Here is a 13,391-nt window from a genome sequence, read left to right on the forward strand (position 1 = left end):
GGACTGGATGATGGCGTGATGCGCTACGCTGGCCGAGTATCCGGCGGTTGCGACGAGCTGATGGCCGAGGTCGTACTGGGTATCGAGTGAGAAGTGCTGAGTGTAGGCTGTGGGCAGATTGGCGGGAAAGGCAGTGAGGCCGATGCCCCCATTGACCGGGAGACCGGCATTATTAAAGGTGCCGATGGTATTGGGGTTTGGCGGAAAGCCGAAGAGCGAGTGCGAGGCTGGCGCGATGGCGTAGAGGATATTCGGATTGATGGAAGCCGGGCTGCCGCTGGTGAAGGAGGCGTTGATGATGCCCGGGGGTTGTTGTATGCGTTGCCTGTGATGGCGATCTCTTCCTCGTTGTAGTTGAGTCCGTAGCCGCCGCGAAGGACGAACTTACTGTGGAATGCGTCTGGGCTCCAGGCGAATCCGAACTGGGGGCCGAAGTTGCCTTTCTGGGGGCTCCAGAGGTGGCCTCCGTGTCGAATGGAGAGGCCCGTGTAGGCGCTGGCTCCTGAGCCCAGGACGACGGTGCTGAGGTTGTTCTGCTTGGTATAGAGCGCGTCGAGGTAGGTGTAGCGCAGGCCGATGTTGAAGGTGAGGTTGGGACGGATCTTCCAGTCGTCCTGGACGAAGAAGCCCCAGAGATTTTCGCGGTCGTCCTGCCGGTTTGTGGTGGGTGTACCGGTGATTGGGCTGAAGCTGCCGTTCTCTGTGTGTGGGGCGTCGTTGAGGAAGTCCCAGATGTTGTAAAAGTTGTAGCTTGGCCGAGCGGCGTAGGTGGGGTTGTTGAGGTAGGACAGACGGGTGAGCTCGCCGCCGAATTTGATGGTGTGATTTCCCTGAACCTTGGTGGCTACGTCTTTGTAGGTGTAGGTCCACTGGTTGAAGTCCGCAGGCCCGGGAAAGCCAAAGGTCTGGAAGGTGTTTGCCGTGTTTGTTGCGTTTAGACTGCCGATGGCGTCAACGGTGTCCTGCGGCAGCCCTAAGGGCGCCTGCGGGTTGGATGCGACCTCGTTGAATCGCCAGCCTGCCGCGTTGGCGCGGGCCTCGTTGAGGAAGGTACCAGAGAAGATGTGGTTCCAGATGACGGAGAAGGCGTCGTTGGTCTGGTCGTGATGGAAGAGGTTATAGGGGCGCACAGGGCCGTTATAGGTGGTGCTGGAGACCGGCACCCAATAGATGGCGAAGGCAATGTGGTCTTTTTTGGTGACGTCGGCATCGAGACGTCCGTTGTACTGGGCGTCGGTGGTGGAGGTGGGATTGACGGTGGTAAAGTCCGCGATATCCGGGGTGTTGGAGAGACCGTTTCCTACACCCGGATTCGTGGGGTTCTGAAAGCTGAGGTCCTGCGTGCCGAGGCCGCTGGTGAGGGGGAGCCGAGATTGAGGCCCTGCCCGGGAATGTGACGGCAGTTGGTTCCTTCAATAAGACCGATGCTTGAGCAGTTCTGATCGATGAGGCCCGATGAGGCTACGGTCGCGCCGGGGAAGTTGAGGAAGGTAGAGGCGATGCTGTTGGGTGGTGCAAGCGCATGGAAGGCGGAGGTCTCGTACCAGCTTGTTGCGGTGAGGGAGGAGCTGTTGCGAATGGTCTCGTAGGCGAAGAAGGCGAAGACGTGGTCTTTCCAAATGGGGCCGCCGACACTGCCGCCGAACTGGTTGAACTGCTGAGTATCGCGATTGAGGCCTTTTTCCGCAGGTGTAATGTTTGCCGGATTGTAGAAGGATACGCCGTTGTAGCGCTGGTAGGCGTTGAGGCCGGGACGGTTGGCGCGGAAGAAGAAGCTGCCGTGCCAGTCGTTGGTGCCGCTCTTTGAGGTGACCTGCAGACCGGCTCCGCTGAAGCGACCATTCTCCGCGTCGTAGCTGTTGGAGACTATTTTGACGTTCTCTACGGAGTCTTCGTTGGGGGTGATGATGGAGGCTCCGCCCCAGACGGCGCTGACGGTGCTGATGCCGTCGATGCTGATGCCGTTGCTGGAGTTCTGCGCGCCGTTTGCGATGACCTGCGGATTGTTTTCAGTCTGAAAGATGCCTGCGCCGCCGGCGGAGCCTCCGGGGCCGGTGGTGCCGGGAAGGTTGTTGGTACCTCCGCCTGAACCCTGTGAACCATCGCCGAAGACTCCGGGGGCGAGCTGGGCGAGTTGGAAGACATCGCGGCCTGCTGAGGGCAGGTGCTGAATCTGATTGCTGCTTACGACGCCACTAGTGGATGCGGTTGCAGTTTCGAGCGGGGCGATGGCGTCGCCGGAGACGGTGACGGTGATGTTCGCTTCGCCAAGCTCTAAGGCTACGTTGACTGAGTTGGGCTGGTCGGGAATGATGTGCAGGTCCTGGATGACCTGTTCCTTGAAGCCCTTTGCGGTTACGGTCAGGTTGTAGTGGTCGGGTGCAAGCGCGTTGAAGTTATAGACGCCGCTGCCATTGGAGATTGCGGTGATGGGGTGGTTGGTGTCGGTGTCGGTGAGGGTGAGCGTAGCGTCAGGAATGACTTCGCCTTTCGGGTCGGTGATGGTTCCCTGGATTGACCCACGGAATTGTGCGTGAGCGGAGACTGCGCACAGGGTGAAGATGATGGCGACGAATGCCGGGCCCAGCACAGAATGCGGGAACCTCGTGAGATGAGTGATGTTGCTGGAACGAAAGTGTTGCATTATGCCTCCTGATTGGAAACGTCTGAGGAAATCCACGATGGCAGAGCTTCCTCTGGAGACAAGGTGGATCTAGGCAAACGTTTGACCGGTAGCGACTATGCGCGTCCCGACAAATGACTGTCAAGGTTGGGCTTGGGGGCTTTCAGGCTCATCAAAAGATCTGGAACCTCTCCTCGCGGATATCGGTCTTAGTGCCCGGAACAGGTGAGCCCTGCGGCGTGGCTCAGGTCATAGGACTGCTCTTCTGTTCGTTCAGGCGTGGATTCCCAACGGTAGCTCCGTATACGGGTCTAAGCGCGAGGGTCGATGAGCATCGGTTCGCGGTCTCAGAGCTGCTGGTGTTTAAATTTGGACTTGAGAGGATCTAGTGCAAGAATTTCTGCACGCGTCGATGCTGGAGCCAGCGTGTGAAAGGCGCGGTGGTCACTCAGGGTTTAGAGAAAGAGGAGATAGCTTCCTGCTCTTCGGAAAACACCTCAAAGAGCGGTAAGAGGTTGCACATCTTCAAGGTCTGGGTTACCTGCTTCGATGGATTTACGAGTTTCAGGGCCCCGCCCGCCTCTTTCGTTGAACTCATGATCATCACCAGAAGGCCGATGCCGCTCGAGTCCATGCGGCTGATCCCGGTGAGATTGAAGACGAATTGGTTTGCGCCATGAGCAGTCAGATTGTCGATTTTTTGTCGGAGGTTATTGACCGGAACGCCGAGGACGAGTGCGCCGCTCAGCTCTACGGCTTCTACTCCCCGTGGTTCATGATTTTTATCTCAAGCGTGTTCAATGCTGCTCCTCCGTCTCGACGACCGCCTTCTGGAATGACCGATCCTGAGGGCTTATGTCGACTGTCAAGTCCGTTGGCGGCACAGAGAGCTGAGCCGAACCAGCCAGCGGCAGGATAACATTCTCGCGCTCACGCTGACATCGGATGAAGGAGATTTGAATCTGGTGGGGTTCGGATTGAGAGTGCTTCCAGGAGATATTGTGGATCAGCCGTGGGTTAGATATCCCATTCCTGCCAGGACGCCTCGCATGTACGAGAAGCTGGCGATGACACCTGGCATTGGGTCGTCGGCGTGGACCTCGTATTCCAGGTCCACGAAACCTTTGTATTTGGTTTTGATGAGAGCCTCGAAGATTCCTCTTACCGGCATGATTCCGTCTCCCACGGCGACCTGGCTCTCCTTGCTTTCGAAGTTGGTAAGGTCCTTCATGTGCAAATTGAACAGCCGCGGCCCGACCTCGTGAATCGCTTGAACTACATCTGTGCCGGCACGGACGGTGTGGCCGACGTCGATGCAGCAGCCGATGCGCGGGTCCAAATTTTTGACGGCCTTAAGGATGTCGAGCGGGGAGTGCCATAGCTTGTCTTCGGGGCCGTGATTGTGGATGGCGATGCGGATGTCGTATTCCTTGACGAACTTCTCAACGCGCGGAAGAGTTTCGGGAGCGGGGTCACCGGCGACAATGACGGAGATTCCGGCGCGTTTGCAGTACTCGAACTTGCTGCGGATGTCGGCATCCTCGTCTTTGGCGAAGTAGATCGCTCCGGCGGCGTGGAGCTTGATGCCGGCGGCGGTGTAGTCTGCGAGGGCCTTGGTCTCTTCGGTGGGGTCCATTGGGAGATGGTCTTTAATGTCCTTCACGTTGAGGTCGGTGACGTGGAGCTGCTTCATGAAGCCGATCATCTGTGCGCGACTGAAGTTGCGGAAGGTGTAGCTGGCCAGTCCGAGTTGAATTGGAGATGGCGCTCCGGTGACGGGCGAGGGCTGCAGCGCTAACGAAGGCAGGGCGCTCGAGGAAACACCTGCTGCTGCGAGGAGGGCGCTGGATTGAACGAAGCTGCGACGTGAGAACTTATTGGTCATGAGAGGTCTTGACTCGCGCTTTCTTTGAGTTTGTTGCAATGTTCTCGCCGACAGGCGCTTGAATTTTGCCCGTTGATACAACGACCGCGGTGGAGTTGGAAGGGCGATGTTCGGACTACCGCTTGCAGTAGTCCGAACATCACGTTGAGAGTCCTAGAGGTGTGGCGCCCACCCTTTTTCGTAGTCGCGTCCCCACATCTTCATGGCTTCAGAATCATGCAGCACCTTCCCGTCGGTGTTATCGAGTTGAAGCTCGCGGTTGACCTCCCAGGCGACGTTGGAGAGTTGAAGCATGGTAACGGCGACGTTTCCGATTGAGACGGGAGCGTTAAGTTTTTCTCCCTTGCGGACTCCGGCGATGAAGTTCGCGAAGTGAGCGTCGGTCATGGAGTCGCGGCCGGTGAGATCGGAGGAGGATGTTTCTTTTCCAGTGGCAAACTCGCTGGTTTTGTTTCCTTTGAGATCGTAGATCTCGTATCCATCGCGATCGACGAGCACGGTGCCGGTGGTTCCCATGATGGCCGATCCGCGGTCGCGGTTGTAGTATTTCATTCCCTGACAGCTCTTGCCCTCCCAGGTGATCATCTTGTCGGGGTAGTAGAAGCTGGTGACGAGGGTGTCGTAGAACTGCCAGTCGTCCTTGAACTGATAGCGTCCGCCGGATGAGGTGACCCGGTCGGGGAAGTCGACACCCAGCGCCCAACGACAGACGTCGATCTCGTGAGTGCCATTGTTGAGGGTTTCTCCGGTGCCATAGGTTCTGAACCAGTGCCAGTTGTAGGGTTGGATGTTGTCGGTATAGGCACGGCGTGGCGCGGGGCCCTGCCAGAGGTCCCAGTCAAGCTGCGGCGGTACGGGCGCTTCCTTGCCTGTGCCGATCGACTTTCTTACATTGCTGTACCAGGCTTTGGCGAAGTAGGCGCGACCGATGAGGCCGTTGTGAATCTTGTCGACTATCTCAATGGTGTGCGGGGAGGAGCGTTGCTGCGTGCCCATCTGGACGAGCTTTCCGTACTTTTGCTGGGCTTGTACAAGGAGCGCGCCTTCGGCGGGGTTGTGGCTGCAGGGTTTTTCGACGTAGACGTGTTTGCCTGCCTGTAGTCCCGCGATTGCCATTGGGGTGTGCCAGTGGTCGGGCGCAGCGATGGTGATGGCGTCGACGTCCTTCTGTTGAAGGATGTGGCGGAAGTCTTTCTCAGCTACCGGTGCTTCGCCCATCTCTTTCTGCGTGTCATCGGCGAACTTCTTTACCGTGTTGCTGTCCACGTCGCAGACATAGGCGATGCGTGCATCTTTTTTGTTTGCCTTGAGCGCGGAGAGGTGAGCGTACGCCCGACTCCGAACGCCAATGACGGCAAAGTTGAGGCGATCGTTGGAGCCGAGGATCTGCGCGTAACTCTTTGCGGTTGATGCGACAGCGAGGCCCGCTGCTCCTACTGCTAGTGTGTCGAGAAACTCACGTCTGGTAATCATTTTTTCTCCCATGGTCTGAAGCGGCACAGAATATTTTTCGAAGTGATGGCTGTTGCCCCGAGACGGTTTAGAAGGTTCCCGAGTTCATCAGGCATTGCTTCATGCCAGCCCAACTGATCCGCGTGGACGCTTCAGGGGTGCCCGCTCCGCGCCAGTGCGTTTCAAGGCTGACGGCGTTGCGGTAGCCGGATTGTTTGAGTGCGCGGAACTGTGCGGTCCAATCGATGAAGCCTTTGTCTACCGGTGACCAGACGATCTTTCCTGTGTCGTCCTTGACGGCGTTTTTGCAGTGGCAGTGATGGATGCGGTTTTTGGGCAGAGTGTCCCAGCCACCGGCGAAGGCGTCGAGTTCGCCGCGCATGACTGCGTTTCCGGCGTCCCAGTTGAGGACGAAGTGGGGGATTGAACCGCTTCGAGCGTCTTTGCTGCTTCGCGGCCAGTGGCAGTGTTGCAGGCGAATTCGTTTTCAATGACCAGAAGGATACCTTGCTGGCCAACGACCTCGGCCGTAGCGCGGAGTTTCTCGTTGATCGCTGCGCGGTAGGGAGCGACGTCATCCAGGCGCCAGAAGTCGAAGCAGCGAATCTTGTCGGTCTTGAACTGTTTGGCGAGAGAGATGGAACGAGCGAGGACGTCGTCCTGCTGCTTGTAGGCGGACTCGGCGGCCCCGTGGAGGTCTCCCTTGGAGCTGTATTGGGACTTGGGGGCCCCGGGCCAGTCGACTTTGAAGAGTGGGCTCGCGATGTCCGTGACCTGGAGGCTGTACTTCGCGAGAATCTTCTGAGCTTCGGCTATCTCGGCGTCGGAGACGGTTTGGAGATTCTTACCCCACATCTCGCGCAGCTCTACATAGTGCAAGCCGAAGTCGTTTGCGATCACGGAGCAGGCATGATCAAAGTCTTGCGAGATCTCGTCCGAGATGACTGCAATTTTGAAGGGGGATTGCGCCGCGGTCGGGAGACCAAACAACGGTCGGGCTGCGGTGGCTGCGACGGCCATTCCGGCTCCTGTTAGAAAATTTCTTCTGGAAACGCCTGGCATGTTTCTCCTGTTTCTTGGTGGTTGAAAATCGATGTGAATAAACGGCGGTGCAAAAGCCGGTCAACTGGTGGACGTGCTGACCGGCCATTAAGTTTGAGCGTTAGAAGAGGAAATGCACGGATGCTTGCAGGGTGCGTCCGCCTCCGACACCGTTTACGCTGCCCTGACCGCTGCCGAGGGTGTTTGTGATCTGACCGAAGCTGGAAGCCGTGCAGCAGTTGTTGGTGTTGCTAAAGTTTGAATTGAAGACGAATTGTGGGGTATTGCTCAGTTGGAAGGCCTCGATGCGAGTCTCCATGGTTGCTTCGCGGAAGAGATTGAAGCTCTTGAACAAGGAGAAGTTGTCCTGAATATAACCGGGACCACGGAACTGATTCCTCCCCGTGTTGCCTAATCCGGCGTTTTGGGCAGTGCAGGGCACGGGATTTGTTGGGGTACTAGCCGGGCATCCGCTGGGGACAGAGAAGGCTGTTGGGTCGAACCAGTGCGCGTTTGCACCGACCTGATGCGTGACATGGTATGTGCCTGTGAGGTTCGCCGTCTGAGAGGTTCCGGGAGTATTAAGGTTTGCACCGTTTGTGAGAACGCTGAAGGGAAGGCCGGAGAGGACAGAGATAATTCCGGAAACCTTCCAGCCTCCGAGAGCGATGTTCGCGAAGCCGGAGCTGAACATGCTGTGGCCGCGGCCGAAGGGAAGCTCGTAGGTAAAGCTCTGCTCGAAGTTCAGGGTACGGTCGAAGTCGAGTGGAGCGTAGTTTTTGCGAGGGTTCGCATAGAACAAGAGGCCGCCATCGTCAGGGCTGTTTGCCGGCGAGACGTTATTGCTGATGTAGCCCATTGCTTTGCCCCAGGTGAAGGCGGATCCAAATGCAAGGCTGTTGGAGAAGCGTTTGGTGAGTTGGACTTGCAGTGACTGATAGTTGGAAGAGAAGGGTAGAAAGTACTGATTGGTCGCCGCGGTGCGTCCGAACGCGATATTTTCAGGGTCAGACTTCGCGCCTCCGCCATAGGTCGTGGGTTGGTTGATGTTCTGAGCGCCGGAGATATCGACGCCGTGGTTTGCGACGTACGCGAGTTGAAGTGAGAGATTTCCACGGAATCCCTGCTGCACTGCGACGTTCCAGGATTCGGCGTATGCATTTTTGAAGGTTTTAGGGATGTAAAAATAGGCTTGATTTTGCAAGAAGCTGGTGTTCGCGGGAATGATGCCGCTGGAGGGGATATCGATCTTTACGGGGGCGGGGAAGCCGGCCTGGAAGGTAGCTGGCGTTACCCCATCGCCAATTACTGCAGGCGTGAAGGGCGATGCTCCTGCTGGCTGATAGCTGTTGTTGGCGCGGACAGGGTAGTTGTAGGCGTAGACGTTGTCCGGGAATGGCATGTAGCTGATGCCGAAGCCTCCGCGGATGACTGTATCGTCTGTCGCGCGGTAAGCGAATCCTGTGCGCGGGGCGAAGTATTTATATCGAGTCTCTAAACCAAGATTGGATGGGTTGCCGCCTGTGCCTGCGATGACGATGTTGTTGGTCGTGGGATCGTAGTTGGAAAAACCACCGGAGTGCCGTGGCGTTGCAGGCGGATAGAACTCCCAGCGAAGGCCGAGGTCGACAGTCAGCTTGGAGGTTGCCTGCCACTTGTCGCTGGCGAAGGCGAAGAACCACCACTGGCGGTAGGCCGGAAAGAAGGTGTTGAGGTCGCGTCCCGTCTGACTCGGAAGGTCGAAGAGGAAGCTGGCGATGTCGTTGGAGATGTTTGTTTTTGCCGCGACGCAGCTGGCTGGTCCGGACGGGCAGACGTTGCTCGAAGTTTGAACGTCGGAGAAGGTGAATGCACCGCGTGGACTGAAGGTTTGATCCTGGAGCAGGTCGTCGCGGACACGGCGAAGGTCGCCACCAAATTTGATGGTGTGGTTGCGGATGACCTTGGTCCAGTTGTTGACGAAGTCGATGTTCGATTCGCCACGAATCCATGGGACCGAGGCTGAGTATCCGATGAGAGTTCCGGAGAAGCCGCCGTTGATGGTGAGGCCGACCTGTCCGGAGGTGAAGGGCTGTCCCGCAATGTTTACGCCTGGAACACCCAGAGTGTCAGCGTCGTTGGAGCCGTAGTCGCTGGGCTGAGAGTTGTTTCGGAGGTGAGCGACGCCGAATCGCACTTCCGTGAAGAGGGTCGGAGAGAAGATGTGGTCGTAGTTGCCGCCAGTGCTGTAAGAGGTCTGGAGACCTGTACCTTCAAAGCCGCCGCCAGCCGGACCACCGAGGAAAGAGCCGAATGCGGGAGCCTGGAAGGTGTTGACACGCTGATAGCTGTATCGGCCGCTGAGGTGGTTCCGCTCGTTGATGGTCCAATCGACCTTTGTATCGAAGCTGTTTGTGCCCTTGGTGAAGGGAAGGTTTGTCGTGTAGTTGTTGGCAGGGTTGATGAGAGGTGCGCTAGAGTTCAGCTTTCCATTGGTAAGGGCTGCAGCGTTCACCATCTGCAGAATCTTTAGCGAAACGGGATTGACCGCACTGAACGGTATCTGATTGTTCGCGAAAGGTGTGCGCGGTGTCGTCTTGCCGTCTCCACTTGCAGGGTTGAAGACCTGCCCGATCTTTGCTTGACTTGCTGGATCGACGGCTCCGAGGGCGGCACTGAGATCGATGTTGCCCTGGGCATTCGGAGTGTAATACCGCGAATCTGGAATGGTGAGAGTGCTGCTAACGCGCTCATGGTCTGAGGTTCCGAGGTAGTCGGCGAAGAAGAAGAGTTTGTCCTTGATGATGGGACCGCCGATGCTGCCGCCGTAATAGTTGTACGACAGATGACCGAGGGGGCCGCCGAAGTAGGAGCGGGCGTTGACGGCGTTGTTCTGAATAAATTCGAAGGCCGAACCGTGGAAGGCGTTCGATCCGGATTTGAGGATGACGTTGGTGACGGCGCCGGTAGCGCGACCAAGTTCTGCTTCGAAGTTGTTGGTGGAGATATCTACAGTTTGGATGGACTCTGCCGGGGGAATGATGATCTGCAGAAGGCCAGTGCGCTCATCATCGTCGATGCCCTCGATCTGGTAGAGATTGCCCATGCGCGGCAGGCCGTTCGCCTCGGTTTGCAGGGTGCTTGCAGCGTTGAAGAATTGCGAGTGCTGGAAGGTGGCGGGCGCCATGCCGGGAACGAGATTGAGCAGAGTTTGAAAGTTGCGGTTGGTTCCGAGAGGTAGATCGGCGACCTGTTTTGACTCGATCTTCGTGCTGATGTCGGCACGGTCGGTCTGAAGGAGAGGGGCGCGGTCGTCACAAGAACGGTCTCCGAGACGCTGCCGGTCACCATCGAGATGTCGATACGTGTGGAGGAGTTCGTGAGGAGATCGATGTTTTGGTGGGTGTCCTTCTTGAATCCTGGGGCCTCAGCGGTGATGTTGTAGGTTCCGGGGGCGAGATCGGGAATTGTGTAGTTACCGCTTTCATTGGTCAGGGTCTGATGAACGGCACCGGTCGCGGCTTCTGTCACGGTGACTCTGACCCCGGCAACAGTTGCCCCACTTGGGTCGTTGATCGTTCCGAGCAGTGTTGCGTTCACCGCTTGACCGAAGACATAGGGCGATAGACCGAGGATGAGAAGGGGAATGATGAGTCTTAGTTTCTTTAGCATGATCACGTGGAAACCTCCGGAAGGTGTTACAACTTTTCAGGCCCAAAATATTTATTGTTTGAAGAGCGAACGAACCCTACCAGTGGCAATATGGGTCAGTCAAGAAAATTAACATAACCCCGGTTCCGAAGCTCTGTTCGAGCGTAAGAGACTGTACGCGCCGGGCTTGTTGGCGAGGCCTGGACCGCCCTATCGTTTGGACCGGCGAAGAGCCCAGCGCTGACTGGGAGGGCCGATCAGCAGAGCGATAAAACAGAGGGCGAGAACAGAGTGCTCGAGAGAGGCACCGAAGAACTGCCAGGGAGGGAGTCGGGGCCGGGATAGTTCGAGGAGAAGAGCAAAAGGAGCATCAAGATCAGGCCGCAGAGGCTTGCCCCGTGGATCAGGACTCCGGTGAGAAAGCTGAGCGCAATCAACAGTTCAGAGATGCTGACCAGTGCGCCGAAGAAGACAGCGTGGGGAAGGATGATGTCTCGTAAGAGCGGCCGAATGAAGGGGTAAGAGCCCTGGTTGAGGAACTGGCGGATGTATTGGGCCATTCCGCCCCAGATGAACTTCGTGCTGGTCAGTTTGTATTCGGCAAAGATGAGGAAGAGAAGGCCGATAGAGATGCGCAGGAAAGCGAGCGCTCTAGATTGTTGATCGGTTGGGCTCATTTCTTCTTTTGCAGGTCGATGTGAGCGGCGCGGACGTCAGAAGCGGTGAAGACGGAGTGGAAGGGGACGCCCGGGATCGCGGCTTCGATGTTGGCGCGGCCACCTTGTTCGCGGTCTACCAGGCAGAGGACGCCCGCTACGTTCATTCCGGCCTCGCGGGTGGCCTCGATGGCGGTGATGGTGGAGCCGCCGGTGGTGCAGACGTCGTCTACGATGATGACGTGGGCGCCGGGTTTGAGGAAGCCTTCGATGCGGCGACCGGTGCCGTGAGTCTTTTCGGCTTTGCGGACGAGGAAGCCGTGGATGAGGGTGGGGGTTGGACCGGGATCTTCGTCGGCTTCGAGTTCGAGGGCGCTGGAGAGCTCGGCTATTTCGTTGTGATCGGCGAGAGCCCAGGCGCTGGCGCTGGCGGTGTTGGAGACGAGTGGGTCGGCTCCCATGGTGAGGCCGCCTACGGCTTCGATCTTTTCTGAGTTGGGGAGGATTTCGCGGATGAGGTCGTAGAGAACGAGGCCGGAGAGGCGGCCGCCTTCGGCGTGGAGGGTGGTGATGCGGCAGTCGATGTAGTAGTCCGACTTCTGGCCGCTGGCCAGGGTGAAGTCACCTAGCTTGAAGGAGTGGGTGGCGATGAGGTCGAGGAGGGCAGTGCGGCTATCTGTCGGCATGGTCAGGTCGATTGTAGAGCAGCTGGCTAGTGGTTGAGGGCACCCCCCGGGGGTATCCCAGAGTAAGTCTAGTGTTTGCAATGATATATGTTTTTTGGTACCGCTAAGATATACCATCGAAAGGGGTTTTAGCTAAATTTGGGGATTTAAGTACATCACTCCCTCGGCTCTAGTTTTCAGTGGAAAGCGAATCGGGCCGCAATAGCTAAAGCCATACATCCCGCGAGAATGCTAAGCCAGATTGACCTTCGCATCTTCCTTTTTCTCTTTTCTAAGGAGAGTCCCACGAAGGCTGGAGGAGCATCATGGGGAACTTCAATATTCCGCAGCTTAGCAGCGAACCAGAAGAACGGAATGGAGCCAAGAGACCAAATTACGACTTGGGAATTGATGCCCATGTCAGCCATGCTCTCAGGCTAAAGAAGTTCCCGCAAACTTAAAAGCAAATCCCTTGAACGGGGCAAACCGCCAAGGGATGTTTCACACTGGCAGTTTAGTGGCCTGTACCGCGCCCATTCTCGCCGGGCGTGCGGGTTTGTGTTCATCCCTTAGGAGCGGGTGTGGCGGCGGGGTGAAGAGAGATTTTCGAATTGCTGAAGGGGCCTAGGCGTTGATCGATCTACCCCGGCGCAACAGACAACCGACCCCGAGAAAGCCGGTAGCGAGCAATGCGAAGGTCGATGGCTCGGGAGTCGAGGAGGTGACGAGGAGCTCTGAGAATCCCGTACTCGCCTCGTACGAAGTAATGGTTATGGCCCCCCGGACGTATTGAAGATTGGTGGGCACGGAAAACGATCTTCGGGGTCGCAAAAATCGAGGTTGACAAAGGCGTCGGCATAAACGGGTCCGACCGTAGATTGAAAGCTATCGAAGGCAAAAGGCATCGAAATTGTGAGACCGTTGTCCCCATCGCCGATCGAGAAAATACCAGTGTCAGTGAAGTTGTGAACTACGCAGGTGAGTTGAGGACCACCGAAGGTGCCAATCCCCTGGACCGTTGCGGTGGAGGGTATCCCACAGGTTGCAAAGCTGCCCGGGTTGTCACCGGACTCCGAGAATATTTGAAGCAGATCCTGCTCGGGTATGGATGCGGTGAAGGTCACGCGTTGGTCCGTAAAAGTGTCTGCTCCGATGGAGCCCGAACCGATGACGGAGACAATGAAGGAGAGGGTGTCTGCGTGGGCGGTGCGAGGGAAGATCAGGGCGGAGGCCAGGAGCGGAAGTGCGAAGAGAGCTTTGCGCATGGAGGGATTCCCTTCTCGAATTTTAAGTGGGATAAGGGTGCGCTCGCTTTTGGGGAGCGTCAAGTGAATTTATGTGTGAGGGAGAAGCGGTTCGAGCTTCGCTCGAAGGCCCACATCTCAGAATCGAGATGTGGGGCACCCGGCACCCGGCATACGTTTTTTGGTGCCGCAAGG

13 protein-coding genes are annotated in these 13,391 nt (G+C 57.2%); 1 reads left to right on the forward strand and 12 read right to left on the reverse strand.

Annotated features, from left to right (window positions below):
* Positions 1-23 precede the first annotated feature (23 nt).
* The 6 genes from RBB80_RS15695 to RBB80_RS15720 form a co-directional block, all read right to left on the reverse strand.
* On the reverse strand, positions 24-1,163 hold the full coding sequence (locus RBB80_RS15695) for a TonB-dependent receptor domain-containing protein (RefSeq protein WP_433969254.1): 1,140 nt from the start codon (positions 1,161-1,163) through the stop codon (positions 24-26).
* A gap of 137 nt (positions 1,164-1,300) precedes the next feature.
* A complete protein-coding gene (locus RBB80_RS15700; protein ID WP_433969256.1) occupies positions 1,301-2,644 on the reverse strand; it encodes a carboxypeptidase regulatory-like domain-containing protein in 1,344 nt (447 codons plus the stop codon).
* Between the two features lie 427 nt (positions 2,645-3,071).
* On the reverse strand, positions 3,072-3,371 hold the full coding sequence (locus RBB80_RS15705) for an STAS domain-containing protein (protein WP_433969699.1): 300 nt from the start codon (positions 3,369-3,371) through the stop codon (positions 3,072-3,074).
* Between the two features lie 258 nt (positions 3,372-3,629).
* On the reverse strand, positions 3,630-4,508 hold the full coding sequence (locus RBB80_RS15710; RefSeq protein WP_433969257.1) for a TIM barrel protein: 879 nt from the start codon (positions 4,506-4,508) through the stop codon (positions 3,630-3,632).
* 153 nt (positions 4,509-4,661) lie between these two features.
* A complete protein-coding gene (locus RBB80_RS15715) occupies positions 4,662-5,981 on the reverse strand; it encodes a Gfo/Idh/MocA family protein (protein WP_433969259.1) in 1,320 nt (439 codons plus the stop codon).
* 67 nt (positions 5,982-6,048) lie between these two features.
* Positions 6,049-6,342: a TIM barrel protein gene (locus RBB80_RS15720; protein ID WP_433969261.1), complete on the reverse strand. Its 294-nt coding sequence runs from the start codon at positions 6,340-6,342 to the stop codon at positions 6,049-6,051.
* A 125-nt stretch (positions 6,343-6,467) separates the two neighbouring features.
* On the opposite strand from RBB80_RS15720, the gene RBB80_RS15725 reads away from it, so the two are divergent.
* Positions 6,468-6,995, forward strand: coding sequence for a hypothetical protein (locus RBB80_RS15725; protein ID WP_433969262.1), 528 nt, complete (start codon positions 6,468-6,470; stop codon positions 6,993-6,995).
* Between the two features lie 127 nt (positions 6,996-7,122).
* Here the strand turns inward: RBB80_RS15725 and RBB80_RS15730 are convergent, their stop codons facing one another.
* The 6 genes from RBB80_RS15730 to RBB80_RS15755 all read right to left on the reverse strand — a co-directional run bounded on the left by RBB80_RS15730 (position 7,123) and on the right by RBB80_RS15755 (position 13,217).
* Positions 7,123-10,086 (reverse strand): TonB-dependent receptor, encoded by a 2,964-nt coding sequence (locus tag RBB80_RS15730; RefSeq protein ID WP_433969264.1) that lies wholly within the window; start codon positions 10,084-10,086, stop codon positions 7,123-7,125.
* A complete protein-coding gene (locus RBB80_RS15735) occupies positions 9,990-10,652 on the reverse strand; it encodes a carboxypeptidase-like regulatory domain-containing protein (protein WP_433969265.1) in 663 nt (220 codons plus the stop codon). The genes RBB80_RS15730 and RBB80_RS15735 overlap by 97 nt, the downstream gene beginning before the upstream one ends.
* Positions 10,653-10,888: 236 nt before the next feature.
* A complete protein-coding gene (locus RBB80_RS15740) occupies positions 10,889-11,308 on the reverse strand; it encodes a hypothetical protein (protein ID WP_433969267.1) in 420 nt (139 codons plus the stop codon).
* The gene (gene pyrE / locus RBB80_RS15745; protein ID WP_433969268.1) at positions 11,305-11,973 is read right to left on the reverse strand and encodes an orotate phosphoribosyltransferase; all 669 of its coding nucleotides are present in this window, start codon (positions 11,971-11,973) and stop codon (positions 11,305-11,307) included. The genes RBB80_RS15740 and pyrE overlap by 4 nt, the downstream gene beginning before the upstream one ends.
* A gap of 603 nt (positions 11,974-12,576) precedes the next feature.
* Complete coding sequence (locus RBB80_RS15750) at positions 12,577-12,759, reverse strand: PEP-CTERM sorting domain-containing protein (RefSeq protein WP_433969270.1); 183 nt, start codon at positions 12,757-12,759, stop codon at positions 12,577-12,579.
* The gene (locus RBB80_RS15755; protein ID WP_433969271.1) at positions 12,723-13,217 is read right to left on the reverse strand and encodes a hypothetical protein; all 495 of its coding nucleotides are present in this window, start codon (positions 13,215-13,217) and stop codon (positions 12,723-12,725) included. The genes RBB80_RS15750 and RBB80_RS15755 overlap by 37 nt, the downstream gene beginning before the upstream one ends.
* Between the last annotated feature and the right edge of the window lie 174 nt (positions 13,218-13,391).

Origin of the sequence: Tunturiibacter gelidiferens (genome assembly GCF_051013345.1) — a bacterium.
In the GTDB taxonomy this organism is placed as follows: Bacteria; Acidobacteriota; Terriglobia; order Terriglobales; family Acidobacteriaceae; genus Edaphobacter; species Edaphobacter gelidiferens_A.